The organism is Bacillus sp. RB3 (genome assembly GCF_030164735.1).
GTDB lineage: Bacteria > Bacillota > Bacilli > Bacillales > Bacillaceae_G > Bacillus_A > Bacillus_A cereus.
Window position 1 is genome coordinate 79,179 of the sequence record NZ_JASNGE010000002.1, and the last position, 25,587, is coordinate 104,765.

Genomic DNA, 25,587 nt, shown 5'->3' on the forward strand with positions numbered 1-25,587 from the left:
AATGAAAATCGGTGTTATTATGGGCGGGGTATCGTCTGAAAAACAAGTTTCAATTATGACGGGGAATGAAATGATTGCTCATTTAGATAAAAATAAGTATGAAATAGTTCCAATTACATTAAATGAAAAAGTGGATTTAATTGAAAAAGCGAAAGACATTGACTTTGCGTTGCTCGCATTACACGGAAAATACGGAGAAGATGGGACAGTTCAAGGAACACTGGAGAGTTTAGGGATTCCTTATAGCGGAAGTAATATGTTATCTAGCAGTATATGTATGGATAAAAATATTTCGAAAAAGATTTTACGTTATGAAGGTGTAGAAACACCAGATTGGATTGAACTTACAAAAATGGAGGATCTAAATCTTGATGAGTTAGATAAGTTAGGATTTCCATTAGTAGTAAAACCAAACTCTGGCGGATCGAGTGTCGGAGTGAAAATCGTTTATAATAAAAATGAATTGATCTCAATGCTAGAAACTGTATTCGAATGGGATTCTGAAGTAGTAATTGAGAAGTATATAAAAGGTGATGAAATTACATGTTCAATTCTGGATGGAAAACAGTTACCTATAGTTTCAATTCGACATGCAGCCGAGTTCTTTGACTACAATGCAAAATATGATGATACTAGTACAGTTGAGGAAGTTATTGAACTTCCAGCAGAAATTAATGAACGTGTAAATAAAGCGTCACTCGCTTGTTATAAAGCATTAAAATGTAGTGTTTATGCAAGAGTTGATATGATGGTGAAGGACGGAGTTCCATATGTAATGGAAATTAATACATTACCAGGGATGACACAATCAAGTTTATTGCCAAAAAGTGCAGAAGCAGCGGGAATTAGTTATAGCAAACTATTAGATATGATTATTGAAACATCATTAAAAGTTAGAAAAGAAGAAGGGTTTTAAGGGAATTATATAACTAATTTTTTTGACAGTTTCACGAAGTATGCTATGATGAATACATTATAAAAACAAAATATTTATCCACTAGGGGGGCCTTTTATAGGCTGAGATCAAATGTGATTTTGAGACTCTTAGTACCTGATCTGGTTAATGCCAGCGTAGGGAAGTGGGAAAGACGTTGCTATTTAATGAGTAAATAAATACTGTCAATTTCACTTTCTTTACGCCTGTAAAGAAAGTTTTTTTATTTTAAAGCGTTAATAGCTGTGGATAAATATCTATATTTTATATATTATTGGAGGGATTTAAATGACTTTTTCACAATCGTTACGTAAAGAAGTAGATTCAATTTGGGAAGCGAGTTTTAACCATCTTTTTGTAAAAAAACTTGGTGAAGGAACGTTAGATTTAGCTAGTTTTCGTTATTATGTGCTTCAAGATTCATATTATTTGAGCCATTTTGCTAGAGTACAAACTTTAGGAGCTGCGAAAGCTCTTGAATTAGAGACGACAGCTCGTATGGCACATCATGCTCAAAATACATATGAGGCAGAGTTATCTTTACATGAGAATTTTGCTAAAAAGCTAGGGATAACAAAAGAAGAAAAAGATAATTTTATTCCTGCGCCAACTGCATATGCGTATACTTCACATATGTATCGTGCTGGGTATGAAGGGCATTTAGGAGATATCATTGCAGCAATTTTACCTTGCTATTGGTTGTATTATGAAATTGGCGAACGCTTAAAAGAGTGCCAGCCGGAAGAGCCAATTTATAACGAATGGATTTCTGCTTATGGATCTGATTGGTTCCGTACGCTAGTTGAAGAACAAATTACACGTTTAGATACTATCGCTGAAAAAGTAACAGAGGCAGATCGCAAACGTATGAAACAGCATTTTATTATTAGCAGTCAATATGAATATTCATTTTGGGAAATGGCTTATACATTAGAAAAGTGGCCAGTGGATACAGACGTAAAAGACGTAATTGGATAAAGAATAGAAGTAATGTTATAGCTAGGTATGGATCATACCTAGCTATATATTTTTTCTTGTCAAATTTGCGTAAAGTCATTAGTGCTACTGATATGGCGAAATAGAATATCGATAATTTAGCTCATTTACTTGTCTACGCATTAACTGGATAAACTTCTGTCACATTTATTTTACAATCAAAGAACGTAAATGTTGGTGGTATGAAGTTAAATAAGAAAAGAAACCCGAGCTGTTAGCTGTAACGGAGTTGTGTTTTTTTTTTTTTTTTTTTTTTTTGCAGGAATTTCCAAATTATCATGGAGTGTTGTTAATACGATATGCAAATATGCATATCGTATTTTTTTGAGTTCTTTATGTGTTAAAATTAGATATAGAGATATGGAAATATAAAGAAGCAAAAGCAGGAATATCCAATGAATTTTGAGAGGTGTTATATGTTTACAAATAAGAAATTAATTCGATTTGGTTTATCGTTGTTTGTATTTTTAGGGATAATTAATTTTACAATCAGCTATTTCCAAACATATCTTGAAACAGCAGCAGATATTAAATGGGTAATTCCAGAAATTTGGAAAACTATTTTGCTAGATGTTCCTCAAGGTATACTTGTTCTTTTAGGCGCAATTGCTTTATATGATTTCACAAAAGAGGCATCACAAAAAGACGCATCAATCTAAGTGTGTCTTTTTTAATTAACAATTTCATAGAGAGCTTTGCTGGAGAAATAGAATGAAAAGCCCTAATTAGGGCTTTTTTTGTTGGAATTTCTTAACCGTCATAAAAACTGGTCACTTGGAGGTGTTATAGCGAAAGCCATTTACAGTACAGAAAAATCTAAGCAGCAGACGGAAATATATAGGATATGGATCATAATTATTGAGAAATTAATTGAACTTAGTAAGTATGAAGATATGACGCTAGAATTCATATTTTTTAATTTTTATTTATCTCGCTATTTGCCGGACAGTAAGCCCCCCACCTCAAAATTTAGCGGAAGCAAAGAAGTTAGGTAGGGGATGAACAAAACCCCACTGATTAAATTTTCACTTTATAAAAATGAGCCCATAGTAAAAATAGGTATATGAACAAGGTGCATCATCTAGTGATAAGTCATACTTTGTTGGTGTACGTATTGAACTTAGTTTATAGCGCTATTTCTACTTAGATGTAACGAACAGGAATATAGGGAAGTATTGATGAGGTTGTATTTTATAAACGGAGGTTATGAAAATGAATCAGTTTCAACAAGAACTACAAGCGTTAAGCCTTAATGATTACCGGTCTGAAAATATTGTCTATTGGGACCAGCAAAACCAATATCCATATTACTATATTGAAGATGCTGCTCGTCGCTGTGGCGGTTGTGGTCGTTGTGGCGGTTGTGGTGGAGGTCGTTGTGGCGGCTTCCGTTGTGGTGGCTTCCGTTGTATTGGTTGCTTCGGTTGTTTTGGTTGTGGAGGTTGTGGCGGCTGTGGTGGTTGCTCTAACTGTTTTGATGGTTTTACTGATACTACCGGTACTATTGTAACGTATGAATATTGATAACATCTATCTTGCTAGTTGCGGGCAGTAACATCCCCAAAAAAATTCAGCGAGAGCAAAGAGAAGTTAGGTGGCGGACTGCCCATAAAAGCCCGATTGGTGAGAGCTGATTAAAGTTTCACTTTATCAATTAAAAAACATTAGTTATATGTACGTGCCGACAAAGAATATAGCCATTATTAATGGATATATTCAATCATTCAAGTGAAAGAGTAACAATAAGATATATAGATGTAATCAAGATGTGATGGATAAAGCAATGACTAGATTTAAAATCTAATCATTGTTTTTTTCTTATGGTTTTATCATTAAATATCTGTCTAGTTTGGGCATTGCTTCCTTCTAGCTAATGATTTTATTACAACCGTGTAAGGTTAATGTAATGTTAATCGATAGTAAAATAAGTTGCTTAAGTGTATTTTAAATAAGATTAAAAAGTACTGTTTATCTACAAAATAATAGGGTAAATACTATGTAATTAGGAAGTGTATGAATATGGTTGAACTAAAATCTATTTTCCATTCGTATAAACTAAAGAGAAAAATAGCTAAAGATTTATACGGAAAAAGAGATGAATTATCACTGTTATTAAATGAATTTAATAATATGAAATGTACAGTAACATCTGAAAAGAAGAAAAATAATATATTATCTCGTTTGCAACTAATTTATCAAAATATGAAAACGGATAAGCAGTACCCTCTAGCAGTTGCTTTTGATAGTAAATTATTGGAGCGATTAGAAAAAGAATCTGTACATACTATTGAGGATGGTGTAACATGTCTACATTTAATGTTAGATATGAATTATGAGAAGATAAAACAATATGGTTCGGGTACAAGTAGGTCATTCGTTCCATTATCGCAGTCTTCTATTTGTCTTGCTGATTGTATTTGTTTAACAGGATTTGTAGTAGGTTTACTAGGAACAATTTCATTTGGAGGATTACTGTTATCTATATGTTCAATTACATAACGCTTAATATTTGTAAAGAGAGCGCCGATTTAAGGTGTTCTTTTTCAGTTTTTTGTAAATTTTTTGTAAATGATAAGTACAATACATTATATAAATTTTATAATTTAAATGTATTAAAAAATAAATATAATGAGGTGCTGTATATGATAATTACTTTTAATTGTTAAAAGAGTCGATTTGATAATGTTTTATTCAGATAAATAGTTTTTACTTTTCTTTTAAATACTTGATTTAAATGGATTAGATTAAGTAACTATTGTTCTAGCTTTTTGATAATCAAGACAACTGAAGAAAGGAAGGAATCATTTTATGAAAAAATTAAGGCTGCTAACATTTGAAAATATAGTAGAACCCCTTTTAAATGAAGAGGTATCATTTATATACTTTCCTATTGAATGGCTGGACATCGTAGAGATACATTATAAGACGTTTTTATTAACGAGTAAGTTGAAACGTTTGAATGAAAGATTATATGATATGTTTTCGGATATATTGTTTATTCAGCATAATCCGTACGTATTAAATGAAAATATACCATGGATTGTATCAAAAGAACCGATTAAACAAGAGCAACTCGATTATATTTTTCAAAGTTGGTATGAGATTATTCATGATTGGAAGCCAAATAGATTAGTAGAACCACCAAAATATGAATGGCAATCCGATTTGATTTCTAATTTGCCAGTACTACATGATAATGAAACGTATTCTAAGTGGGTACCCGCTTTAATCTCACATATTTTTTGTGAGCGTCCTATATATTTAGAAAATACAAATGAAGAAGAAATCTATTTTTCTCCTCTTAGATCACAAAATATTTGTGAGGCGATGTCAGAGCCGATAAAAGATGAAAAAACACAAGATTTTTTCTCCTATGTATATCGATTTCAATGCATAACCCGCGGTGGTGAGAACGCTCCATTATTAAATATTTCAATAGGGATTCGGAGATTTTATCAAGAATATAAGATGATAGGTTAAACAAACCTTGATATAACAACGTTTGTTTGACCTATTTTTATGAATTGCAAACATTTTGCAAACATACGTTATCCAAAGATGCTTTTACCAAAGTTTTTAACGGCTTCTTCTTGCATATTCGGTAAAACATGAGAATAGACACTTAATGTCATTGAAATATCTGTATGACCTAATCTTTCACTGATGATTTTAGGGTTAACTCCTTGTTTCAATAGTAAAGTTGCGTGTGTATGTCTTAAATCATGGAATTTAATTTCTTTTATACCTACTTTGTGTGTCGCCCTGATGAAACCTTTTCTGAAAGGTGCTCTTTTTATGATTCTTCCAAACTCATTACAATTTATTAAATCTTGATCTAGATAAGCAGAGCCAAACCTTAATTTCTCTTTATTAATTAAAATCTTATGTCTTTTTAAGGATTCTATAGTTTCTTTAGGTACAGGAATGGTACGCTTTGATGAATTTGTTTTTGCTGTTTTTTTGATTTTATTGTCATGGCCAGATGTTTGGTTTATTGTAACGGTGTGTTTTTCAAAATCAACGTCCTGCCATCGTAAGCCTAGAACTTCTCCCATACGCATACCTGTAGTTATTGCAAGTAGATATCCAATGTGATATCGTGATTCTTGTGAATGCAAAAGAAACTTTTTTACTTCGTCCTCTGTCCAAGTCTGGATAGGGGTTTTTTCTTTTTTAGGTATCTCAGCAAAATCTGCTGGATTTCGAGAAATAATATTTTGTTTTACGGCAAGGTTTAAAGCGCTCTTTAAAATTCTATGCATAAGCAGAATAGAATTATTTGCAATCCCTTTATCTATCGCAGTCTTATAACATTTTTGAATGTGTATAACATTTAATTTATGGAGCGTAACCATTCCTATACTAGGTATAACATGTTGGTTTATAAATGCCTTATAGCCAGCAAAGGTACTCTTTTCTATGCTCATACTTTTAATTTCTAGCCAATGATTTAGATAATCCTTTAACGTAACTTTAGATGGTTCTATAAAAGTTCCTTCATTCAACTCTGTAATCTTCTTTGCCACATCGGCTTGTGCTTCCTTTTTTGTCTTATATCCAGAAAACCACTTCTGTCTTCTTTTTCCTGTCTCTGGATCAGGGCCGATATCTATAACGATGCAATATTTATTTCCTCTTTTTCGAATATGTCCTTTCACTTAAAGCACTCCTTCATTTATTTTGAGTCATGTTGTATAAGTCTAGTTGTAATTTTGCTGCTATGAAAATTACATAGTTGGACATATCAGCGATGGGTATATTTTACCATATATGAACAGAATTGATTATTTAATATATTGGTTGTTTTTTACAAAAGTTAATTTTATAAAAGAATTTTGTATATTTAAGGAAATATTTTTATTTAAAATATTTTATTTGGAATAGTACATCTTGTATATATCATATTTTGTACAATTAATATTTTCTTAATTGAGAAATGATTTTTATTTGGAGTGAGATATATGGAGAGGAAAAAGAAATGGGAAGGATTAAACTCTAAAAATCTATCTGCTAGTCTACTGGATTCGAGTTTAATAGGACCGACATTGCCACCGATTTCCTCATTTACTCTACCAACGGGAGCAAGCGGAGCAACAGGTCCGACAGGCCCAACGGGAGTAACCGGAATAACAGGCCCAATAGGTCCAACGGGAGTAACCGGGATAACAGGCCCAACAGGTGCAACGGGAGTAACCGGGATAACAGGCCCAACAGGTGCAACGGGAGTAACTGGAATAACAGGCCCAACAGGTGCAACGGGGGTAACTGGAATAACAGGCCCGACAGGTGCAACGGGGGTAACTGGAATAACAGGCCCAACAGGTGCAACGGGGGTAACTGGAATAACAGGCCCAACAGGTGCAACGGGAGTAACCGGAGTAACAGGTCCTTCAGGGGGCCCGGTAGGCCCAACAGGTCCAACAGGTCCTTCAGGAGGTCCAATAGGTCCAACTGGAATAACAGGCCCGACAGGTGCAACGGGAGCAACTGGAATAACAGGCCCGACGGGTCCAACGGGAGCAACTGGAATAACAGGCCCGACGGGTCCAACGGGAGCAACTGGAATAACAGGCCCGACAGGTGCAACGGGAGCAACTGGAATAACAGGCCCGACAGGCCCAACGGGAGTAACCGGAATAACAGGCCCGACAGGCCCAACAGGTGCAACGGGATTTGAATCTGCATTCAGAGCTTTCAAATCTACTGATCAGTCCGTTACTGCTAATACACTGTCTATAGTAACATTTGAAACTACACAATTCGATTTAAATGGTGAATATGATGGTGTATCAACATTTATACCGCAACAAGATGGAGTATATTTAATTATTACTACTATAATTTTTAGTCCTACTGATGATACTCTAAATTATGTGACGGAAGTATTTATAACAGTCAACAGTGCTTTAATAGCAGGAGATGATAGCTTTTTTGGTGGAAATACTGGGCTTTTAAATGCGGTAACAGTTTCTACGATTGTACAATTGAATGCAGGGGATATGGTGCAAGTTCAAGCTGGTAGTACCATAGATGGCGCTATTGCATCTCCACTTCTTACAAATTTTCAAGCTGCGAGGTTTCCATCACCAGTTCCAAATACACTTTTCTTATTAAATAATTTATCTGCAGATTGGAGTAAAAGGCCATTTAGTAGAAAATCATAATTATGTTCATTTTTAAAATACCCTAAAGAAAATGATGAATTTAGATTGAGTTTGTCTATTAAGAATAAGAAAAGCCACTTAGATGAGTGGCTTTTCTTATTCTTAAATTATGGCATATACAGTTAAAACTAAGTGATTACATAATTGAAAATAGTTAAACTTGTACTATTTTGGTTCAGGATAGTAATTTTAATATAAAATCTCAATAGGTATTTATTAACTTTACATCTCTAAAAGAATAATTGAACTTTTGCTATCACTATAGTTACATATAAACCGATTATCAAATGCAATATTTCATATTTTTAACTGTCAAAAAACTAGACTTATATTAGTATTTTTAACTTTCTCAAGTATTTTCAGAATATAAGAGAATAGATGTTTGGGTTATTTGTGATAGAATATTCTTAATAATATAATTTAAAGGAACAAAAAGACCCATAGCGCAGCAAAAGTAGTGTGCAGCCACTCTTATGCTGTTCCCTAATTTGGATAGGGGAAACTATTGCCATGAGTCAGCCCAAGTATAACATGATATTTCAAATAAAATCCTCTATGGTACAGTTTTTCTATTGAAAAAATTCGGGAGGGTGTCTCGCGTTCAAGGAGGCTTCAATATGAATAAGGTGATAGGTCTTGGAGGTATTGTTTCAAGTGATGATATGAATTCGGCGAAATTGTCAAAAATAACAAATTTATCGCAGTCGAATTTATGGAAAACATTGAATGGGAAAGTACCTATGACTTTTACAAAACTAATGAAAATTTTGGATGGATTTGATTCTGAAGAAAAGAAAATGGAAGTAGTTCAGGAGTTTTTGAAGGGTACCAATAAAGAATCGGATATACGACTTGCTATGTATTATTTATATTTAGCAGGTTATTCGGACCTACTTAGTGATCTTGTTGGAAAAGAGTATAAACAATCAGTAACAAATAATTATAGAGAGATTTTTCGTGTTTGTTTAGATAGACAAACTCGTTCATTAAGATCAGGGGAATTCCTTAAAGAAATAGAAGTGTTACGTACAAAGGTCAATTTAAATAAACCAGGAGTAAATATACTTGTGAACACTTTGAGTATCTATGGTTATTTTGATTTAGGGGCATACAATGTTTTAACAGTGCTACAAAGGATGATACAAGAAAAAATAAATCATATGCCAAAAGGTTTAGAAAAAACTTTAAATGAGGTGGAGTTAAACATAATATGCTCATATGCATATTTAATGCAAGATGAGGTGAAAATGGCTAGAGATTTATTGCAAAAAGTACTAGAAGAAGCAAGTGCTCCGGGTTTATTAAAAGCTACGGCATTAAGTATAGTCGCGGAAAGTTATATTTTCTGTAATCCAGATAAAGCATTTTATTATTTTGAGCTTTCACTTGTAGAGTTGAAGAAAATAAGAAATAACAAATCATTACTTAAAAGAAAGTTAGTGGAAAACACCCTCTCTTTTTGTTGTATTATTCATAATATTCATGTAAAATCTGGATATATACATCATGATGCTGAAAGGGCGTTAAAGTATATACGTCAAAATAAGAAAAGTGAAGCTTCTGCAATATTAAATCAGATTGATAATCGAACCGCGATTCAAGACTTTTATTTATCGATAGCAACAAATGATGAGAAACTGCGTAGGAAAGCATATCATCGATTCTTAAAAGACGGTAATTTATTCTACATAAAAATCTTTGATATCTTAAAGTGAGGGACAATGAGAATGAAAAAAATAGTAGCTAGTTTAGTTATTACATGTACAATTACGTTATCGTTGTTATCTGTTGGTTTGGTATCAACTAATGATAATAAAGCCGCTGAAAAAGTAAAAGAAGTACAAATAATGAAAATGGATCCGGGAACTTTAGGATAATAAATGATTTAAAATGCCATTGCATCTAAGGATGTGATGGCATTTCGTACGTTTAAGGGGTTATTCATTTTCTTCATTTTGGGATTTTTGAATAATTAAGGGTGATGGAGGATGGGTTATATGGGGAATTTAATAAAAGAAAAATCAGATAGGGATGTAGTTGAAAATAAAATGGAAGTATTATTAGAAAAAATATATAAAGGTGATAAGGAAGCTATTGAAAAGCTGAATAAAATAAAAAAAGCGATGGTTAGCAATTAAGCTAGTTATCGCTTTTTCGTTATAACTCTTTTTTGATCAAATTAATTATCTCTTCACGCTTTTTTGGATTGAGTTCATTAATTTGAAGCATAATTTCTTTGAGATCATCTTTTAATGATTTTGACTCTGTTGAATTTAAACTTTTATATTCAGAGAGTCCCATGATATAGTCTGCTGACACTCCAGATAAACGAGATATTTTTTCAACGGTCTCTCTAGATGGGTTTCTATGGCCATTTTCGTATAAAGAAATCATGGTTTTTTTAGCATTTATAGCTTCTGCGAATTCAAGTTGACTCATTTTAAGAAGTTCTACCCGTATTTCTTTAATTCTAACACCAATTATATTTTTACTCATTAGTAAATCCTCCCCTTAAAATTCATTGATTATAGTCAATGAATTCCCTATATAGAATGTATCAAAAAGGTTTGCTACAAGACAACTAAAATTTTTTGAATAAAAAGGGTTGCTTGAAGCAAACCTTTGGTATATACTCAAATTAACAAACAAGATGAAGGTGATAAAATGATGGTACTTGATACAGAAAAAGTTAAAATCTTAAGGACGAATCTTGGATATAGTCAAAGTTATGTTGCTGAAAAGATAGGTTATCGAAACAAATCGATCTACTGTAATTTAGAATTAGGTAACAGACAGCCAAGTATAACTAAATTGGTTAAGTTAGCAAAATTTTTAAATGTGACAACAGAGGAAATTTTAAAGGAGTCAGTATAAGACGACTTATTTTTTTACCTAAATGTTTGCTTGAAGCAAACTAGATGTTATACTTCATAAAATATTTTTACCTTTAATCAAAATTTCATAAGTAAATTACAGATATAAAGGAGCGAAAAAAATGGGATTAGATCAATTTATTAAAGAATCTATCCGTGAAGTTGTAAGAGAGGAAATTAGATCAGCAATAGCTGACTTACAACTACAATCACAACCAAATAAGGTTATGCGAGTAAAAGAAGCGGCAGCTTACCTCAACATTGCTGTTTGTAGAATGTACGAATTAGCAAATCACCCTAGGTTTCCAGTAATAAGAGAAGGGCGTAAACTTCTTTTCTTGCAAAAGGATTTAGAAGCTTGGCTTGAAACACAAAAGGGGGAACCAAACGTTGATTGAAAGTACATTCAGCCTTTTAATCACAGGGGTGGTTATCGTGTCAGTCGTGGGTGGCGTAGCGCTATTTGATACTTTTGCAAAACTTATCAACGAGAATGATCAGCTGAAGCAAGAAAATCAGCAATTAAGGAAGGTGAAAAAAATATGAGCATTACAGCACCGGTTTTACAAAAGGACATGCAAAAGAAACAGGTGTTAGATGAGTTCTTAAATTATTGTAATCAAATGCAAATCCAAGCATTAAGAACACATGATGAAAAGTTATTGCGTGAGTGGGTAAAGGAAGCGCGTCTGGCAAGAAGAGAACTTGCAACACTGTATCGAGCGAAAGAAAAACATGATGCAGAACGTGAAAGAGATCATAAAAACATCTTAGAGATTATTAGGCGGTTAAGAAGCCAGGGAGTAAACGCGGACGTGGTGGAAAGAGCTCATTACATTACTCTTTCAGAGGAGGTGAGTTGAATGTTAGAAAATCCAATTGTATTAGGTAATCAACAAGATTCATGCAAAAAAAACTTCGAACATTATTGTAGCGATTGTGAAGGTGAATTGTATTTTGGAATGACCTATTACGAATTTGAAGGAAGTTTAATTTGTGAAGAATGTGCCGAAGAGTTTTTAGAGCGGCACGCAACGAGGTTTGTTGCAGGGGAATAAAAAAGAACCCACGGCAATGGGTTCCCTTTGAAAAATAAGTCAGAGCTAGTATATCACAGAAAGCGAGTGAATAGAACATGCAAGCAAAAGTATTGGTAAATACACTTAATATGGACCACGATCAGTGGTTGCAAGCACGTACACAAGGCATTGGTGGTTCAGATGTTTCTGCAATTGCAGGTTTAAATAAATGGAAATCAGCAGTTCAAGTGTTCCTTGAAAAAACACAAGCGATTGAAAAAGAAGATATACAAAGTGAAGCGGCATACTTCGGTAATGTTTTGGAAGAAGTAGTTGCAAAAGAATTCTACAAACGTACAGATTTAAAAGTTCAGCGCAGAAATGCAATCCTTCAGCATCCTGAATATCCTTGGATGTTAGCAAACGTAGACCGATTAATTGTTGGTGAAAGAGTTGGACTCGAATGCAAAACGACGTCGGAATATTTAAAAAAAGAGTGGGAAGACGAGGAAGTTCCAGCAGCTTATCTCTTGCAGTGCCAACATTATATGGCTGTAACTGGCTATGAAGCATGGTGGATTGCAGTACTCATTGGCGGCAATAAGTTTGTTCATAAGAAAATCGAACGAGATGAGGAATTGATTCAGTACCTTATTGATATTGAAAATGATTTCTGGCTCAACAATGTTGAGAAAAACGAACCACCGATGTTTGACGGTTCAGATGCATCAACAGAATTACTTAAACATTTATATCCAGAATCCATTACAGATAGGTTTGTAAGTTTAGGCAAGCAAGAAGAACTTCTCATTGAAGCTCGTGATCAAGTGGATAGAGAGATTAAAGCGTTGCAAGAGCAAAAGGCAGAGTACGAAAACAAAATCAAAGCAAAGCTTGGTACAAGTGAAGTTGGTGGAACGGAGAACTACAAAGTTTATTGGAAGTCATATATAACAAATCGTTTTGATAGCAAGCGATTTAAAGCAGATCATCCTGATTTGTATGAGCAGTATGTTAAAGAATCTAAATCAAGAAAATTCACGGTTAAATAAGGGGAGGAAACTGTTATGAAGCTATTTGTTCAATCCACAGTATTTAATAAAGAGTTAGTTGGTAAAGCGATTTTGATTGAAGGTCGTGATGTTGATGGAGATAAGTGGGATGACATTTATCTTGTAAATAGCGTGGAAGCTGAGAACTTAATTTTAGTGAATTTACTCGGGAGAAAGTGTTCTTTGCACATGGAAAACTTTGAAGGGGAATATGGTATGAAGTTAACGGTCTTGACGAAAGGGGTTAAAAACTAATGGCAACTAACAAAGATGTAAAAAATCAATTAGCAAATCGTAAGGTAAGCGCACCAGTAACACCTGAACAAACAGTAGAAGCGTATATGAAGAAAATGGCTCCACGTTTTGCGGAAGTGTTACCGAAACACATGAGTATGGATCGGATGAGCCGAATTGCATTAACAACGATTCGTACAAATCCAAAGCTGCTTGAATGCAAAGTATCATCGCTTATGGGAGCTGTTATGCAAGCCGTACAGTTAGGGCTTGAACCTGGGTTATTAGGACATTGTTACATCTTACCGTATAAGAGTGAAGCGACATTCATTATCGGATATAAAGGCATGATTGACTTAGCAAGACGTTCTGGCCACATTCAAAGCATCTATGCACATGCGGTGTATGAAAATGATGAGTTTGAATACGAGTTAGGTTTACACCCTCAACTGAAGCACAAACCGTCATTTGGTGATCGTGGTGAGTTTATTGGAGCGTATGCAGTCGCACATTTCAAAGACGGTGGGCATCAAATGGAATTTATGCCAAAGAGTGAAATTGAAAAACGGAGAGGGCGTTCAGCTTCAGCAAATTCCAACTATAGCCCGTGGAAAACAGATTATGAGGAAATGGCAAAGAAAACAGTGGTTCGTTACATGTTTAAATACTTACCAATTAGCATTGAAGTGCAGTCACAAGCGCAGCATGACGAAGTGGTTCGTAAAGATATCACGGAAGAACCAGAATTCATTGAAGCTGATCCAATTGAAGTAGATCAATCAACTGAAGGTAATGGACAAGCAGAATTCGTGATTGAAGGTGAATAACAAGTCAAAGGTGCTACTCTCTCGCAAATTGTGGGAGAGGGCACAATCAAAAATTGAATTAAGGCAGTCGATTGCGCGTTATATACAAACTGGTTATCCAGGTTATCGGATAGAGAAAGTCATTAAGGAAAATGAGTCTTACATCGCGATTTGTACAAGGGGGTAGATAGGGTGGCAACTTTTAGAGTTAGTAAGGATAAAAATTATACCACTATCAACAATACAGGTCTTAAAGATAAGCGATTAACTTGGAAAGCAAAAGGAATTCTCGCTTACATCTTATCTTTACCAGATGATTGGGTTTTCTATATGGAAGAAGTAGCGGAGCATGCCAAAGATAAATTGGATAGCTTGAAGTCTGGAATGAAAGAGTTAAAGGAGTACGGTTACGTCAAAAGGTACCCTGTAAAAGATGAAAAAGGCAAAATCGTTAGATGGGAAACGATTATATATGAAGTTCCACAAGCGGAAAATCCACTAGTGGGAAATCCACAAATGGAAAACCCACTGGTGGACAAACCACAAGTGGAAAATCCACCGCTACTAAGTACTAAAGAACTAAGTACTGAAATACCAAGTACTAATCTAACTAATGATGATGTAGATAAGCATCCTTTGATAGATGAAGAATTTCAAAAAAGTTATAACTACCTTTTACAGAACAACATTCCATTAAGTGAAAAGGCAATGCAGGATTTGGGAGAGTTTAGTGATGTATTAGGTAGCCAAATCATTATGGAAGCTGTTGATAGGGCGGTTGATCAGAACGCGAAACGATGGAAATACATTAGCGGTATTTTATTCAACTGGCAAAAAAGCAACGTGAAAACATTGGCAGATGTAATCAAGCTTGATGAGGATTATAAAAATCAAAGAGGTGGTGTAGAGAATGCAACACGTAGGGGACGCGCTGGCAAAGGTTTTAGTACGGGCAGAAGCTATGAGGAAGAAATTGCAAGCAGAGAACGCAATAGACCCAACTACATCAAACGAGTATAGATGTTTAAAATGTCAGGATTCAGAAGTGATTTTTTACGAAGAAGTTAATCAATTCGGTATGAGAGTGTCTATGCAAAAAGATTGTGAATGCAAAGCGCAACGAGTATTAGAGCGTAGGTTAAAAAACGCAATGATTCCCGAAGAATTTACAAATGCCCGTTTTGATTCTTACAAGCGGGAAACAGAGCAACAAAAGCTTCTTTACAAAACGATGGTGGAGTATCTGCATTACTTTAAACAAATCAAAGGGACAAAACAAAATAGTTTAGGTTTTGTTGCAACATTTGGTGAGTTACGAATTAAGCAATTAGAACCAGCTAAGCGAGCGCAAGCAAAGAGAGAACATAACAGTTTTGGACTTGGTAAAACGCATCTTCAAGTAGCTGCAGCAAAGTATCTTATGAATCAAGGATATAGCGTGCTGCTAATATCAGACGGAACTTTTATGGATGATCTCATTGCAGCCAAGATGATGAATGATGATAAAAAAGAATTTAATCGCCTGATGGATCATGCAAAAAAAGTAGGGGTTCTCATTTGGGATGATTTAGGGAAATCAAAATGGTCAGAAGCAAAAGAGAATCTCTACTATCAAATGATTGATTATCGGTATCGACATAATATGCCTATTTTATACAGTTCTAATGAAGATAATGAAACATTAGGAGAAAAAATTGGTTTTGCAGCAAATAGTCGATTACAAGGCATGAGCAAGCATTACATCGTCGAAATTGAAGGCGAAGATTATCGTGAAAAGGAGTGAAGAAAATGTGCATGACATGCAGTAACACTGGCGTAGTTCATAAAGAAATTTATCCTGGGATGATAACGGTTGAGGGTTGTAATTGTGAGGTAGCAAAGCAGCAGGAAGCTTCATACCAAGAACATTGGGATGCTTGGATACAAAAATTTGAAGGATGGAAAAGGGGGTTACTGCATGAGCAACGTGTCGGTTGAGAAAAAGCGTGAGTTTATGCAATTTGTTTTAAACCATATCTTGCCCAGAAGACACGAGGGCTTTCCATTTATCTACACATTTCATAAACATTTAAGGTTTGTAACTAGAATCCACTTTGTTGAAAATGCAAAGAAGTATCCGTATGGAATTGAAATTTCAGCACATTTTGCAGAAGGCAAACTGTTCGCGTTTTATAAACCGAATTTAACTGTCACAGATGGGATGTCAGCATATCATCATTTCAATGTGAATGATGCACCGATATATATTCAAATCAATTTTAAAGGTAAATACAAGGAACCTTTGTATATGGAAGTACTTGAAGATGATGAGTGCTCACTTGAAACGCATATCGACGGAGAAGATCATGATGAAATTGAAAAGTTAATAAAATACCAACTCATTAATCATGCACTAGACACAAGAAATAAAGAACTGTTCCACCAGTTGATTGCAAATTAAGGGGGAGGTGAAAGGATGGTGGTTCTTTACAAATTCAAACTCACTACCATTTTCGAACAATGGCCGAATGAAGAATATGTGGTAGCGGAAACTGAAGGAAAGGCAAGATTTCTGTACTGGCAAAAGTTCAGAACAAAGCTTCTAACGATGCCAATGGCTGAATTCATGAAGTTTGTAAAGTGTGAGAACGAAGGGGTTTTTGATATCAAGCGGATGTACAGCACAGAACAAGCGTTTAAGAAAATGCAAAACTTTAGAAACCTACATTTTGCTTACATGGGTATGCGAGTAAACGTAGCTGGCATGTGGGGTATGATCGTTGGGAACTGGAAAACTAATCTGTTCGTTTTGTTCGATGGAGAAATTGAAAAGCACAACTGCCATCCTTATTGGGAAATTGCTTACTACGATGATGGGGGCAATGTGGTTCGAAATTATCAGAAGGGAGAGTATGCGGTATAAGTAAAAAAGGACGAGCAGTCGTACCTGCCGTCCTTTATAGGAGAAAAATTATTCTGGATTAGAACTACGAATAACCAGAAAAAGCGCTTTAAAACAGTGTTGTCAAAGATGTAATAATCTATGCAACAAAAAGCTTAGTCGGAATTCAAAACACCAAATGGCTTGCATTGGCAACATGCTCAAAAGTAGTATATGTAAAATGAAAAATTCCATACAAAAAGCAGACAACATTTTCGGTTGTCTGCCAGTTAGTCGAATGAGTTAGCTAATTGTGATAAATTGCATTCCCATTGCGAGAAGAGTGAAGCTGCTAGTTCGAACAGCTTGTTGGTATTATTTTCGATATTTTTAAAAATATACAGTAAGAATTAGAAAAGTGATGAACCAATCTGCCTCTTACTGTAAAAGAAGGAAGTACCAGCCGTGGATTAAGCGGCTTGAAAATAGTATGTATTGATTTTTGAAAAATATTCAAGGGGTGAAGAAACATGGAATGTGCACAAAATGCTGCATATGAAATCACTCAGTTAATTAGTGAAGCGAAAGAGAAAAGTTATGAGTAAATATAACAATAAGAAAGTTTCTGTAGGAAAGCGTTTTGGAAGATTGGTCGTATTAGAAGATACAGGGAAAAGAAATAATTCAAAAAGAAAAATATTTCTTTGTGAGTGTGATTGCGGAAATAAAGTTGAAGTGGATATTGCTGGACTTAGGACAGGTGACAATCAATCGTGTGGGTGTCTACGGTTGGAGAAGGTAACAAAACATTCCAGCAGTTGCACAAAGCTATACAAAAAATGGGCTGATATGCTGCAACGCTGTAATAATCCAAATTCAACAAACTATAAGTACTACGGTGAACGTGGGATAAAAGTTTGTGATGAGTGGTATGATTTTGTCGTTTTCAAAAAATGGGCTGCCGAAAATGGATACAAAGAACCGTTAAGTATTGATCGAATCGACCCGAATGGGAATTATGAACCTGAAAATTGTAGGTGGGTTACTAGAAAACAGCAAGATCGAAATAAAAGGGATTCGATATTTGTATGGATTCACGGAGAACATTTGAATTTGATGGATGCAGCAGAGAAATATTATGTCAGCTATGGTTGTTTGAAATATCGATATCATAAAGGAATCCGTGGAGAAAAGTTAATTTCGCCATCCCAAAGGGGGAAGAAACTTGAATAAGTATAACGCAAAAAAAGTAGAGGTAGATGGCATCATTTTTCATAGCAAAGCAGAAGCGGATTATTACTCCGGATTAAAAATCCGCCAAGCTGCAGGTGAAATTACGAGCTTTGAATTACAGCCGAGATTTACATTGCAACCGGCATTTACAAAGAACGGTAAGAAATTTAAGGCAATTACATATAGTGCAGACTTCATGGTCTATTTGCCAAATGGTGATGTGGAAGTCATAGACATAAAGGGTATGGTGACGGAAACATTCGCGGTGAAAAAGAAGGTGTTCGAATATAAATATCCACACTTACAACTCATTCTTTTAAAGCATGTTATCAAATATGGCGGATTCATCACACTAGATGAGTACAACAAATTAAAGCGTGAAGAGAAAAAACTAAAACAAGCGAAATAAGGGGGCGGATCATATGTCATATATCGAATTTAAACCAACTTTAAAGAAAGTAAATCTTAAACCTGATGGTAAGAAAGAAATTGTTTTGGAAGTAACGGATTCATCATTGCGCGGTAAGTTGGATGTACTTTCCGAAATGATCGATACAAAAGTATTTATCTCGCTGGAATCCATGCAGGTTAATTTCAACGTTACTGTTAACGCAAAAACGAACGAACCTGTAACGCAGTATGAGGTTGATGACAAAGGGTTTGTGAAAGAAGTAAAGGCATCATTTGAACAGTTAGAAGCTGATTTCGATATTCCAGAAGAGAAAATTCCAACTCGTGAAGAGAAAGAGCAAGCGGATCGTGAAATTGTAGATGCGTTTATCATCAGCGGGCTCGCTCCAGGTTTAGATGATTTACCGCATGATTTTGCTTACATCGTAAAACGAAAACTCGAAGGAGAGTCATATCTAAAATTAGCAAACGAGCTGAAGATTTCTAACGTGAAGCTAATTGAAATGATTGATGATTACCGTGCTCGCATTGCACCGATGGCGATTAAATGGCACGAATGGAAAGAGAAACAGCCGGATGTAGGAGAGCAGTCAAAGGTAGAAGAGAAACCGAAGGAAGAAACAGTTGTAACGGTAGAAGAACAGGTGCAAGAAAAAGAATCGCAATCTTCTGAAGAAATTGAAGTCACTGATGAGGACAAGCCTTTTGATGAAACATTAGAAGACTAATAAAAACAGGTTGGTAGTATGACAATTTCGTTGTACTACTTGCCTTCCAATCTCATATGGGGTGATGGATTGAACAAAGCCGAAAAACGTCAAATCCGAATCAAGATTTTAAATATACAAGATGAAAATTGTAAAGGGTGTAAAACTGTTCCGAAATTGATTAGAAACAATTATGAAATAGCGCGTTGGTGTTCAGAGAACTGTGAAGTTGGTAAAAATCTAAAAAGCTTAGGTGAGGGCCTACTCGAGGGGAGAACGGAACATATGGCTGAACAAAAAAACTGGGATCAAATTTGTGTAACTGCTGAAAAATTACGTGCTGCTGATGAAAAGAAATGGACTTGGGGAAATATCGCGGCAGAATTTGGCGTGACCGAAGGGAATTTATATTATCACGTTGCAAAAAGACGTGAAACAAATGCAACGCCCGATAAGCGTGTAGGCGCACCTAAGAATCCTCAGAATACAAAACCATCAACACAACCTCAAAATGACGAGAAAACGAAATCTGAACCGCCAAAATTAAAATGTGTAGTAACTAATCATATCGAGAATGTTGAAACGCTAGATGTTTCTTGGAAAGAGCGATTAAATGACATTCTTGATGAAAAAGATACACTTCGAAAAGAATTGAGAGAAGTTTTGAAAGTGTATGAGGAATTAAAGGGATTAAAAGAACAACTAGCACAAGATCTTATCGCGGAAAAGAAAGCACGCTTTGAAGCGGAAGATGCTTTTGAAAGCATGAAGCAACAATTACGAGCTCGTGAGGAAGATTATAACTCGTTGCTCAATGAATTTAACGCTGTTACGGAAAAGAATCATGAGTTAGGGCATGATTTACAAAAAATGCATGTCAATGTACGTGCAGCGGAAGAAACTGCTGCGAAAGAACGTGAACATCGTTTAGAGTTACAAGGTAGATCGCAAGCGCTCGGTATAGCGCTCAAAGCAGTCTTGTAGGTGGATGCTATGAAACTGACTAAAGAAGAACGAAAAGAGCTCACATACCGAATTGGTGACATTATCGAACAGAAATGTAGACGTTGTTATTACAATCGTACATCAAACGAATGTTTTAGTGTGAAAGAGTGTAAAGCATGCCCGACTGGTGATGAATTACGTCGGTTGGGCCGATATTTGGATACACAGCCTAAAAAGAATGGTGGACCGAGAATAGAAAAATCGAGTGGTTTAACACCTGAGGTTGTCAGGAATTTAAACATGCAAGGTATACCGGATAAAGATATTGGTATTATGTATGTATGATCTTAGCCCCTCGTATGTCGGAAAAAAGAAAAAACAATGGAAACGAGTGGGGATTTGGAAAGGTCCAACTGATATGAGAGAAATCAAAAGGGGTGGAGCGAATGCCGGAAATAGTTGATGTGAAAACTTTGACGGATGATGCGTTTTTTAAAAAATATAAAAAGCTAGTTTATAAGTTTGTATGGGAAAAGTACGGATCAAATTTGGAGTCTATCAAAAGTAATACAGGTTTAGAAATAGAGGATCTAATTCAATGTGGCATGATTGGATTACTTAAGGCAAGAAAAGATTTTGATCCTGCATATGGGTGCAAGTTCTCCACTTTAGCGATTCCTAAAATGCATGGGGAAACTACTAGAGCGATTATAAATAATCAAAAAGTTAAAGTGACGCGAGAAATATTCTACTTAAAAGGCAGAATTATTAGAGAAAAATTAGCGGAAGAAAAACCAGAGGTCATTAGTCAGTTATTAGGCGTAACTGTTGAGGATGTAGAAGAAGCTTTGCGATATCAGCAAATTCCAAGTTCTTTACATGACGTAACATTTTCATCAGGAAGTGGAGATACTGAATTAACCTTAGAGCAAATGCTTGTCGATGAAAGCTTAACACGTAAAACAGAAGAAATCGATGAAAAGATAGTGATGCGTTCTTTTATAAATACGCTACCAGATAGAGAGTTAATGATCTGGGATATGTATTCAAATCATATGTCACAAGAAAGTATTGGTGAACGTGTAGGGGTTACTCAGACTCAAATTAGTCGAATTCTAAAACAAATCAATCGAAGAGCTACAGCTTTCGGGAAAGCGCAGGGGGTGGCAAAGTAGTACCAATTTTGAATTTTATTAAGAAAGTTTAAATTAAAGATTTCATTTGAAAGGAATATCCCAGTAATAAAATAGAGCACTGATGTACAGTGCCCATCTTATCAGAGATTGCTTATTCCATAAAAATAAAGCCATTACGGACAATTCACAATGGTAATAGTGACGTTGGCCATTGTTCCAGGAGAATCAAGGGGTGAAGCAGTAACGATTACTGTTCCAGGTCCATTTGCGGCTAGAAATACAGCAGTAAAGTTACCTGAAGCATTGGTAATGGTAGCAAGAGGGACCATGAAAGCAAGAGAAGGATTACTAAATGAAAAGCTGACTACTACCCCTGCAGCAGGGATACCATTTACTAATACTTGACCCGAAAAAAATAAAGTATTATTTCCTTGGGTGGATACACATGCTGTGGTTGCATTAGAAGTTAAGGTAATAGATGCAAGTCCAGCAGGAAGATTAAATCCAGTTGGTCCAGTTGGTCCAGTTGGTCCAGTTGGTCCAGTAGGTCCAGTTGGTCCGGTTGGTCCGGTTAGTCCAGTTGGTCCAGTAGGTCCGGTTGATCCAGTAGGTCCGGTTGGTCCGGTTAGTCCAGTTGGTCCAGTAGGTCCGGTTGATCCAGTTGATCCAGTTGGTCCGGTTGGTCCAGTTAATCCTGTAGCACCAGTAGCGCCTGTTGAACCAGTAGGACCGGTTGGAGATTGAAAAGGTAGAACAGGTGGAAGTGTGGGGCCAATTGCATCTGGATTTAGTGCAGCAGAAGATAAAAAACCATCCATTATATATCACCTCTGAAAATTCGTATTACTAATAGTAAATGCGAGAGTTGAGGAGAGTGAAACGGACAAGTAATTGTATTTATGAAATTTAACAAAATAGTTATTTTATAACCTAAAAATAAAAGAACCCGTTTGTTATAAACGGATTCTTCCCTTAAGGTGTGCAAGAAATTCAAGGTAACTTGACCAGAGTAACCCGTGAAATCCCTTGTGGTAATACTGTATGTAAAGGAACCAATAAGGTTAATGAATTTTAAACAAAATCCTTATTTAAATATAAAAAGAGCGCCCGGGAAACCGCCTTTTGGTCAAGACACATATCGAAATGAAATGTGGTAGCAATATATTTTATGTATGTTTTGAGTGTATGTGCAAGTTTAAAACAAAATCTTTATTTGAATAGAAAGAGATTCAAGAATTATAAGGTGAAAAGCGTCATGTATTATCCATTGTAATTAAATATTCATAGTATGAAAGATGGAAGACAAAATATTTACAGGATGAGGTGAATATAGGATGTTTTTTGATTTTTTTTATAATAAAACACAAATGCGCCCTTTAGGAGGATCGGGGCCTGCACAAAGTACTATTCAAGCAGTTCATCAGGCTATACAAGCACAACAACAACAAGCGCTACAATCACAGCACACGCAACAAAGTTATACCCCAGCACAATCATATTATTCTTTACAACCTTATTACCCAGCACAATCATATTATTCTTTACAACCTTATTACCCAGCACAATCATATTATTCTTTACAATCGTATTACCCAGCACAATCGTATTACCCAATGTAGATTATACAGAATAGAATATTCTTTTTATTGATTTCGTATGAAACTATATTTTTTTATAGTAATAAAAATAATAAAGTAAATTTAAATAAAAAGAGCGCTTTTAAAAGCGCTCCATGACCAAGATTTATATTTAAACAGGATACCACATTATACTTTATGTATGTTTGGGTTTATGTGCAGGCTGTAATAAAATCGTTATTTGAATAGAAAAAGAGATAGGGTTCACACCCCCATCTCTTCCAACAAAGATAAGTGCAGTTTTGCTTCTTCGCAATTTGGATTAATGCAGTAATGAATAAACGAATGTTCATCGTGTTGTATGAGAGGTTGATCACAAGATACACATGTATATAGTGAGAGCATTTTATATACCTCCTTACAAATTATGGATTAATTTTAACATATTTTTAGCTGGTTGAGGAGTAAGAAAAAATCGTTATTTAAATAAAGGAAACCCCGTTTGTCCGCGGGGTTCCTAAGGGTAATTGTCAAGTAATGACGTACTCGACTAAATAACCATATCATGAATTTTTTGGTAAAAATACTGGTAAATGTGTCCAAATGGGAAAGCCATTATTTTGAACAAAAACGCTATTTGGTATGTAAATGTAAGAGCACTTCTGGAAGTGCCCTTCTGTAATGACTATCCGCTCTAAAAAGAAAGAATGCAATATATCATATGAAATTATGTTTGTTTAAGTGTGGGTCTTTTATATAAAAATTTCATTTTGTAGAAAAGGAGAAATTAAAAAAGAGCAGCTAGCAAGGCTTGGAGTGCAAAAGCTAACTTCTCGGCTCCTATCTTAAAAAGAGATGTATGGCGCACGAACTGGGATATACGTTACAAGATATTGGTGAAATGAATATTGCAAAATTAACTAAAAGATATCCTGATGGTTTTAATCGAGAAGCAAGTCAAACACGTGTAGATGTAAAGTAAGACCAAATTTGAATTTTGTAGAAAAAGAGCACTATTAGAATAGTGCCCAACTTCAATTCGCAGGAGAATTATGAGGAAACTTAAGTAGGTGGCTTAAGTTTCTCTGTAATAATTATGAACCTACGATTAAAAAAATGCCTATATTTTAGAGGGGAGTTAGGGAGTATTTGTATACAGTGAAATCCTTTTTGAAAATATCTTCAACTAATTGAATAGTTTCGGAGTCATAAAAACTTTCATATGTTGGGAGTCGTGGGAATATAGGGTCGGTAATATCAGCATCTGCATAGTTACCTTTAAAAATGGTGATCTCACTTTGATGATGCCATGACCTAGTTAATATATCTAAAGGGGACTTCTTTAAGCCATATATATTCTCTAAATTTGAAATTTCAGAAGAGAAATTTTCAAGGTGAATATAGTTTGTTACAAACTTTTCTTCATCTTGGATATATTGTTGCACATAGTGGGGGTTCACATCATCTAAATTTTTCATATGTGCTTTTAAGTAATATAAAAAAAGTTTAAAGGAGATTTTTTTATTACAGTTTTTATCATGATATAAAAACTGTCTAATTGGCTGCCATTCGGGATGCTCAATATTTGGTGGAGGGATTAGTGAGAGAAATGAACTTACTGCTCTTTTATAGGGATTTCTAACAAGTTTATATGTGGGTTTTTCATTTGTGTATAGTGCATGAGCAAGCCCAGTAAAGTAGTATACTGAATTTTTGTAAATGTCGAACTCATAATTATGGATGAATGGGTTATATTTAATGGCTTCCTTAAACAAGTTAATTTGATAAAAAAACCAATGAGCAAGTGATGTACATCCACTTTTTTGACTCCAAAATAATATTATGGGGAAATCTTGATGAAAATGAGGTCCTCGTGCGTATTTCATAATGAAGTCGTAAATATTTGAGTTCGTCATATGTTACCTCCCATCATATTCTAGAAATCTCATCTTTGTATACGGTATGGAGAAAATTCTATATATATGATAAAGGGCTTTGTAGGGCTATCAATTACTTTATAAAAGCGTTAATTGAAAACAAAAAAGAGCTTACAAAAGAGTAGGCTCTTAGAATGATAGGCTTTATGAGTAGTGAATTACCATACACCTTATGCTTTATTTTGTATAATCGTGAAAATAACATTGAATAAAAAGAGCACATATTTAAATGTGCTCCTTTAAAAGGTGACAGCTTACAGAGTCTAATTTGTAAGCTGAATACATGTGCAGCCCATATTAATATATGTATTTTCTTATGAAGTGTGAAAAGAGAGCACTTTTTCATAGTGCTCTTTGTAAGGAGATTCCTATAAGTGAAACGATTCCATATCAATACTATATGCTTGTCTTATCAAAAGGTGAAAACTTTTATATAAATGTTTTTCATAATAACAAACTTAAGGGCACGCATTTAGCGATGCTCTTAGACAAGAAAAATTGATATTTATGGGTGGGTCCTCTTCATACAATATTATATGCTTGTCCAGTTTAAATGTTAAAAGTTTTTAATAAAAATGTTATTTTATAATCAATAAATAAAAGAACCCGTTTGTTATAAACGGATTCTTCACACAAGGTCTGCAAGAAATTCAAGGTAACTGGACCGGAGCACTTATTGAATTGCTTGTGATAATACTGTATG

Annotated in this window: 34 protein-coding genes, 4 pseudogenes and 1 riboswitch; of the genes and pseudogenes, 34 read left to right on the forward strand and 4 right to left on the reverse strand. The window is 34.9% G+C overall.

Annotated elements, in window-relative coordinates; all coding sequences use genetic code 11:
- Position 1 precedes the first annotated feature (1 nt).
- The 7 genes and pseudogenes from QO049_RS03205 (at position 2) to QO049_RS03235 (ending at position 5,410) form a co-directional block, all read left to right on the forward strand.
- Positions 2-916 (forward strand): D-alanine--D-alanine ligase, encoded by a 915-nt coding sequence (locus tag QO049_RS03205; protein WP_001987735.1) that lies wholly within the window; start codon positions 2-4, stop codon positions 914-916.
- A gap of 73 nt (positions 917-989) precedes the next feature.
- Positions 990-1,095: riboswitch (TPP riboswitch) on the forward strand.
- Positions 1,096-1,222: 127 nt separating this feature from the next.
- Positions 1,223-1,912 carry a thiaminase II gene (tenA, locus tag QO049_RS03210; protein WP_246962838.1) on the forward strand — a complete coding sequence of 230 codons (690 nt, stop codon included), beginning with the start codon at positions 1,223-1,225 and terminating at the stop codon, positions 1,910-1,912.
- Positions 1,913-2,325: 413 nt separating this feature from the next.
- Complete coding sequence (locus QO049_RS03215) at positions 2,326-2,589, forward strand: DUF3937 domain-containing protein (protein WP_002082716.1); 264 nt, start codon at positions 2,326-2,328, stop codon at positions 2,587-2,589.
- 553 nt (positions 2,590-3,142) lie between these two features.
- Positions 3,143-3,454 carry a heterocycloanthracin/sonorensin family bacteriocin gene (locus QO049_RS03220; RefSeq protein WP_284489118.1) on the forward strand — a complete coding sequence of 104 codons (312 nt, stop codon included), beginning with the start codon at positions 3,143-3,145 and terminating at the stop codon, positions 3,452-3,454.
- Positions 3,455-3,599: 145 nt separating this feature from the next.
- A pseudogene (locus QO049_RS03225) lies at positions 3,600-3,734 on the forward strand (site-specific integrase); the annotation flags it as partial.
- Between the two features lie 209 nt (positions 3,735-3,943).
- On the forward strand, positions 3,944-4,429 hold the full coding sequence (locus QO049_RS03230; RefSeq protein WP_246962842.1) for a homoserine dehydrogenase: 486 nt from the start codon (positions 3,944-3,946) through the stop codon (positions 4,427-4,429).
- Positions 4,430-4,738: 309 nt separating this feature from the next.
- A complete protein-coding gene (locus QO049_RS03235; protein ID WP_284489119.1) occupies positions 4,739-5,410 on the forward strand; it encodes a pPIWI_RE module domain-containing protein in 672 nt (223 codons plus the stop codon).
- Positions 5,411-5,478: 68 nt separating this feature from the next.
- On the opposite strand, the gene QO049_RS03240 is transcribed toward QO049_RS03235, so the two are convergent.
- On the reverse strand, positions 5,479-6,588 hold the full coding sequence (locus QO049_RS03240; RefSeq protein WP_284489120.1) for a site-specific integrase: 1,110 nt from the start codon (positions 6,586-6,588) through the stop codon (positions 5,479-5,481).
- A gap of 303 nt (positions 6,589-6,891) precedes the next feature.
- Between QO049_RS03240 and QO049_RS03245 the strand changes: the two genes are divergently transcribed.
- The 4 genes from QO049_RS03245 (at position 6,892) to QO049_RS03260 (ending at position 10,232) form a co-directional block, all read left to right on the forward strand.
- The gene (locus QO049_RS03245; protein ID WP_284489121.1) at positions 6,892-8,094 is read left to right on the forward strand and encodes an exosporium leader peptide-containing protein; all 1,203 of its coding nucleotides are present in this window, start codon (positions 6,892-6,894) and stop codon (positions 8,092-8,094) included.
- A gap of 617 nt (positions 8,095-8,711) precedes the next feature.
- Positions 8,712-9,809, forward strand: coding sequence for an AimR family lysis-lysogeny pheromone receptor (locus QO049_RS03250; RefSeq protein WP_097820541.1), 1,098 nt, complete (start codon positions 8,712-8,714; stop codon positions 9,807-9,809).
- Between the two features lie 12 nt (positions 9,810-9,821).
- On the forward strand, positions 9,822-9,971 hold the full coding sequence (locus tag QO049_RS03255; protein WP_167754516.1) for a hypothetical protein: 150 nt from the start codon (positions 9,822-9,824) through the stop codon (positions 9,969-9,971).
- A gap of 120 nt (positions 9,972-10,091) precedes the next feature.
- Positions 10,092-10,232 (forward strand): hypothetical protein, encoded by a 141-nt coding sequence (locus QO049_RS03260; RefSeq protein ID WP_000527328.1) that lies wholly within the window; start codon positions 10,092-10,094, stop codon positions 10,230-10,232.
- Between the two features lie 19 nt (positions 10,233-10,251).
- On the opposite strand, the gene QO049_RS03265 is transcribed toward QO049_RS03260, so the two are convergent.
- Positions 10,252-10,590, reverse strand: coding sequence for a helix-turn-helix domain-containing protein (locus tag QO049_RS03265; RefSeq protein WP_048567701.1), 339 nt, complete (start codon positions 10,588-10,590; stop codon positions 10,252-10,254).
- Positions 10,591-10,761: 171 nt separating this feature from the next.
- On the opposite strand from QO049_RS03265, the gene QO049_RS03270 reads away from it, so the two are divergent.
- The 21 genes and pseudogenes from QO049_RS03270 (at position 10,762) to QO049_RS03370 (ending at position 22,114) form a co-directional block, all read left to right on the forward strand.
- The gene (locus tag QO049_RS03270) at positions 10,762-10,968 is read left to right on the forward strand and encodes a helix-turn-helix domain-containing protein (protein WP_000242167.1); all 207 of its coding nucleotides are present in this window, start codon (positions 10,762-10,764) and stop codon (positions 10,966-10,968) included.
- Between the two features lie 121 nt (positions 10,969-11,089).
- The gene (locus tag QO049_RS03275) at positions 11,090-11,365 is read left to right on the forward strand and encodes a helix-turn-helix domain-containing protein (RefSeq protein WP_098284910.1); all 276 of its coding nucleotides are present in this window, start codon (positions 11,090-11,092) and stop codon (positions 11,363-11,365) included.
- Positions 11,358-11,513 carry a hypothetical protein gene (locus QO049_RS03280; RefSeq protein ID WP_176522193.1) on the forward strand — a complete coding sequence of 52 codons (156 nt, stop codon included), beginning with the start codon at positions 11,358-11,360 and terminating at the stop codon, positions 11,511-11,513. The genes QO049_RS03275 and QO049_RS03280 overlap by 8 nt, the downstream gene beginning before the upstream one ends.
- On the forward strand, positions 11,510-11,830 hold the full coding sequence (locus QO049_RS03285) for a hypothetical protein (RefSeq protein ID WP_000028517.1): 321 nt from the start codon (positions 11,510-11,512) through the stop codon (positions 11,828-11,830). The genes QO049_RS03280 and QO049_RS03285 overlap by 4 nt, the downstream gene beginning before the upstream one ends.
- Positions 11,831-12,025: a hypothetical protein gene (locus QO049_RS03290; protein ID WP_097856485.1), complete on the forward strand. Its 195-nt coding sequence runs from the start codon at positions 11,831-11,833 to the stop codon at positions 12,023-12,025. It abuts the gene before it with no gap.
- A 77-nt stretch (positions 12,026-12,102) separates the two neighbouring features.
- Positions 12,103-13,038: a YqaJ viral recombinase family nuclease gene (locus QO049_RS03295; RefSeq protein ID WP_284489122.1), complete on the forward strand. Its 936-nt coding sequence runs from the start codon at positions 12,103-12,105 to the stop codon at positions 13,036-13,038.
- 15 nt (positions 13,039-13,053) lie between these two features.
- Positions 13,054-13,293, forward strand: a complete 240-nt coding sequence (locus QO049_RS03300; RefSeq protein WP_284489123.1) for a hypothetical protein — start codon at positions 13,054-13,056, stop codon at positions 13,291-13,293.
- The gene (recT, locus tag QO049_RS03305) at positions 13,293-14,099 is read left to right on the forward strand and encodes a recombination protein RecT (RefSeq protein WP_098284908.1); all 807 of its coding nucleotides are present in this window, start codon (positions 13,293-13,295) and stop codon (positions 14,097-14,099) included. Before QO049_RS03300 ends, recT begins: the two co-directional genes overlap by 1 nt.
- Before the next feature lie 171 nt (positions 14,100-14,270).
- Positions 14,271-15,098 carry a DnaD domain protein gene (locus tag QO049_RS03310; RefSeq protein ID WP_284489124.1) on the forward strand — a complete coding sequence of 276 codons (828 nt, stop codon included), beginning with the start codon at positions 14,271-14,273 and terminating at the stop codon, positions 15,096-15,098.
- Complete coding sequence (locus tag QO049_RS03315; RefSeq protein WP_255289818.1) at positions 14,989-15,861, forward strand: ATP-binding protein; 873 nt, start codon at positions 14,989-14,991, stop codon at positions 15,859-15,861. The genes QO049_RS03310 and QO049_RS03315 overlap by 110 nt, the downstream gene beginning before the upstream one ends.
- 5 nt (positions 15,862-15,866) lie before the next feature.
- On the forward strand, positions 15,867-16,055 hold the full coding sequence (locus QO049_RS03320) for a hypothetical protein (protein ID WP_000335953.1): 189 nt from the start codon (positions 15,867-15,869) through the stop codon (positions 16,053-16,055).
- Entirely contained in the window at positions 16,036-16,518 is a 483-nt protein-coding gene (locus QO049_RS03325) for a YpiB family protein (protein ID WP_000073300.1), read from the forward strand. The genes QO049_RS03320 and QO049_RS03325 overlap by 20 nt, the downstream gene beginning before the upstream one ends.
- Positions 16,519-16,533: 15 nt before the next feature.
- A complete protein-coding gene (locus QO049_RS03330; RefSeq protein ID WP_284489125.1) occupies positions 16,534-16,980 on the forward strand; it encodes an MFS transporter in 447 nt (148 codons plus the stop codon).
- Positions 16,981-17,535: 555 nt separating this feature from the next.
- Complete coding sequence (locus tag QO049_RS03335) at positions 17,536-18,171, forward strand: hypothetical protein (protein ID WP_284489126.1); 636 nt, start codon at positions 17,536-17,538, stop codon at positions 18,169-18,171.
- Entirely contained in the window at positions 18,164-18,580 is a 417-nt protein-coding gene (locus tag QO049_RS03340) for a DUF1064 domain-containing protein (RefSeq protein ID WP_284489127.1), read from the forward strand. Before QO049_RS03335 ends, QO049_RS03340 begins: the two co-directional genes overlap by 8 nt.
- Positions 18,581-18,593: 13 nt before the next feature.
- Positions 18,594-19,310, forward strand: coding sequence for a 2-methylcitrate dehydratase (locus tag QO049_RS03345; RefSeq protein ID WP_284489128.1), 717 nt, complete (start codon positions 18,594-18,596; stop codon positions 19,308-19,310).
- 69 nt (positions 19,311-19,379) lie between these two features.
- Entirely contained in the window at positions 19,380-20,273 is an 894-nt protein-coding gene (locus tag QO049_RS03350; RefSeq protein ID WP_284489129.1) for a zinc-finger domain-containing protein, read from the forward strand.
- Between the two features lie 9 nt (positions 20,274-20,282).
- Positions 20,283-20,697 (forward strand): annotated as a pseudogene (locus QO049_RS03355) (hypothetical protein).
- The gene (locus QO049_RS03360) at positions 20,681-21,409 is read left to right on the forward strand and encodes a sigma-70 family RNA polymerase sigma factor (protein WP_284489130.1); all 729 of its coding nucleotides are present in this window, start codon (positions 20,681-20,683) and stop codon (positions 21,407-21,409) included. The pseudogene QO049_RS03355 and the gene QO049_RS03360 overlap by 17 nt, the downstream one beginning before the upstream one ends.
- A 150-nt stretch (positions 21,410-21,559) precedes the next feature.
- Entirely contained in the window at positions 21,560-21,775 is a 216-nt protein-coding gene (locus tag QO049_RS03365; protein ID WP_242071340.1) for a hypothetical protein, read from the forward strand.
- A gap of 45 nt (positions 21,776-21,820) precedes the next feature.
- Entirely contained in the window at positions 21,821-22,114 is a 294-nt protein-coding gene (locus tag QO049_RS03370; protein WP_284489131.1) for a hypothetical protein, read from the forward strand.
- Between the two features lie 17 nt (positions 22,115-22,131).
- On the opposite strand, the pseudogene QO049_RS30690 reads toward QO049_RS03370, so the two are convergent.
- A pseudogene (locus tag QO049_RS30690) lies at positions 22,132-22,188 on the reverse strand (exosporium leader peptide-containing protein); the annotation flags it as partial.
- Positions 22,189-22,704: 516 nt separating this feature from the next.
- Here QO049_RS30690 and QO049_RS03375 point away from each other — a divergent pair.
- Complete coding sequence (locus tag QO049_RS03375) at positions 22,705-22,989, forward strand: DUF3947 family protein (protein ID WP_284489132.1); 285 nt, start codon at positions 22,705-22,707, stop codon at positions 22,987-22,989.
- An 817-nt stretch (positions 22,990-23,806) separates the two neighbouring features.
- Positions 23,807-23,929: pseudogene (locus tag QO049_RS03380) on the forward strand (nucleoside triphosphate pyrophosphohydrolase family protein); the annotation flags it as partial.
- A 145-nt stretch (positions 23,930-24,074) separates the two neighbouring features.
- Here the strand turns inward: QO049_RS03380 and QO049_RS03385 are convergent.
- The gene (locus tag QO049_RS03385) at positions 24,075-24,863 is read right to left on the reverse strand and encodes a sulfotransferase family 2 domain-containing protein (RefSeq protein ID WP_152127602.1); all 789 of its coding nucleotides are present in this window, start codon (positions 24,861-24,863) and stop codon (positions 24,075-24,077) included.
- Positions 24,864-25,587 lie beyond the last annotated feature (724 nt).

Coding starts and splice junctions, on each gene's coding strand:
- QO049_RS03205 (WP_001987735.1), top strand. CDS start 2: ATGAAAATCGGTGTTATTATGGGCGGGGTATCGTCTGAAAAACAAGTT.
- tenA (WP_246962838.1), top strand. CDS start 1,223: ATGACTTTTTCACAATCGTTACGTAAAGAAGTAGATTCAATTTGGGAA.
- QO049_RS03215 (WP_002082716.1), top strand. CDS start 2,326: ATGAATTTTGAGAGGTGTTATATGTTTACAAATAAGAAATTAATTCGA.
- QO049_RS03220 (WP_284489118.1), top strand. CDS start 3,143: ATGAATCAGTTTCAACAAGAACTACAAGCGTTAAGCCTTAATGATTAC.
- QO049_RS03230 (WP_246962842.1), top strand. CDS start 3,944: ATGAATATGGTTGAACTAAAATCTATTTTCCATTCGTATAAACTAAAG.
- QO049_RS03235 (WP_284489119.1), top strand. CDS start 4,739: ATGAAAAAATTAAGGCTGCTAACATTTGAAAATATAGTAGAACCCCTT.
- QO049_RS03245 (WP_284489121.1), top strand. CDS start 6,892: ATGGAGAGGAAAAAGAAATGGGAAGGATTAAACTCTAAAAATCTATCT.
- QO049_RS03250 (WP_097820541.1), top strand. CDS start 8,712: ATGAATAAGGTGATAGGTCTTGGAGGTATTGTTTCAAGTGATGATATG.
- QO049_RS03255 (WP_167754516.1), top strand. CDS start 9,822: ATGAAAAAAATAGTAGCTAGTTTAGTTATTACATGTACAATTACGTTA.
- QO049_RS03260 (WP_000527328.1), top strand. CDS start 10,092: ATGGGGAATTTAATAAAAGAAAAATCAGATAGGGATGTAGTTGAAAAT.
- QO049_RS03265 (WP_048567701.1), bottom strand. CDS start 10,590: ATGAGTAAAAATATAATTGGTGTTAGAATTAAAGAAATACGGGTAGAA.
- QO049_RS03270 (WP_000242167.1), top strand. CDS start 10,762: ATGGTACTTGATACAGAAAAAGTTAAAATCTTAAGGACGAATCTTGGA.
- QO049_RS03275 (WP_098284910.1), top strand. CDS start 11,090: ATGGGATTAGATCAATTTATTAAAGAATCTATCCGTGAAGTTGTAAGA.
- QO049_RS03285 (WP_000028517.1), top strand. CDS start 11,510: ATGAGCATTACAGCACCGGTTTTACAAAAGGACATGCAAAAGAAACAG.
- QO049_RS03290 (WP_097856485.1), top strand. CDS start 11,831: ATGTTAGAAAATCCAATTGTATTAGGTAATCAACAAGATTCATGCAAA.
- QO049_RS03295 (WP_284489122.1), top strand. CDS start 12,103: ATGCAAGCAAAAGTATTGGTAAATACACTTAATATGGACCACGATCAG.
- QO049_RS03300 (WP_284489123.1), top strand. CDS start 13,054: ATGAAGCTATTTGTTCAATCCACAGTATTTAATAAAGAGTTAGTTGGT.
- recT (WP_098284908.1), top strand. CDS start 13,293: ATGGCAACTAACAAAGATGTAAAAAATCAATTAGCAAATCGTAAGGTA.
- QO049_RS03315 (WP_255289818.1), top strand. CDS start 14,989: ATGCAACACGTAGGGGACGCGCTGGCAAAGGTTTTAGTACGGGCAGAA.
- QO049_RS03320 (WP_000335953.1), top strand. CDS start 15,867: ATGTGCATGACATGCAGTAACACTGGCGTAGTTCATAAAGAAATTTAT.
- QO049_RS03325 (WP_000073300.1), top strand. CDS start 16,036: ATGAGCAACGTGTCGGTTGAGAAAAAGCGTGAGTTTATGCAATTTGTT.
- QO049_RS03330 (WP_284489125.1), top strand. CDS start 16,534: ATGGTGGTTCTTTACAAATTCAAACTCACTACCATTTTCGAACAATGG.
- QO049_RS03335 (WP_284489126.1), top strand. CDS start 17,536: ATGAGTAAATATAACAATAAGAAAGTTTCTGTAGGAAAGCGTTTTGGA.
- QO049_RS03345 (WP_284489128.1), top strand. CDS start 18,594: ATGTCATATATCGAATTTAAACCAACTTTAAAGAAAGTAAATCTTAAA.
- QO049_RS03360 (WP_284489130.1), top strand. CDS start 20,681: ATGCCGGAAATAGTTGATGTGAAAACTTTGACGGATGATGCGTTTTTT.
- QO049_RS03365 (WP_242071340.1), top strand. CDS start 21,560: ATGGTAATAGTGACGTTGGCCATTGTTCCAGGAGAATCAAGGGGTGAA.
- QO049_RS03375 (WP_284489132.1), top strand. CDS start 22,705: ATGTTTTTTGATTTTTTTTATAATAAAACACAAATGCGCCCTTTAGGA.
- QO049_RS03385 (WP_152127602.1), bottom strand. CDS start 24,863: ATGACGAACTCAAATATTTACGACTTCATTATGAAATACGCACGAGGA.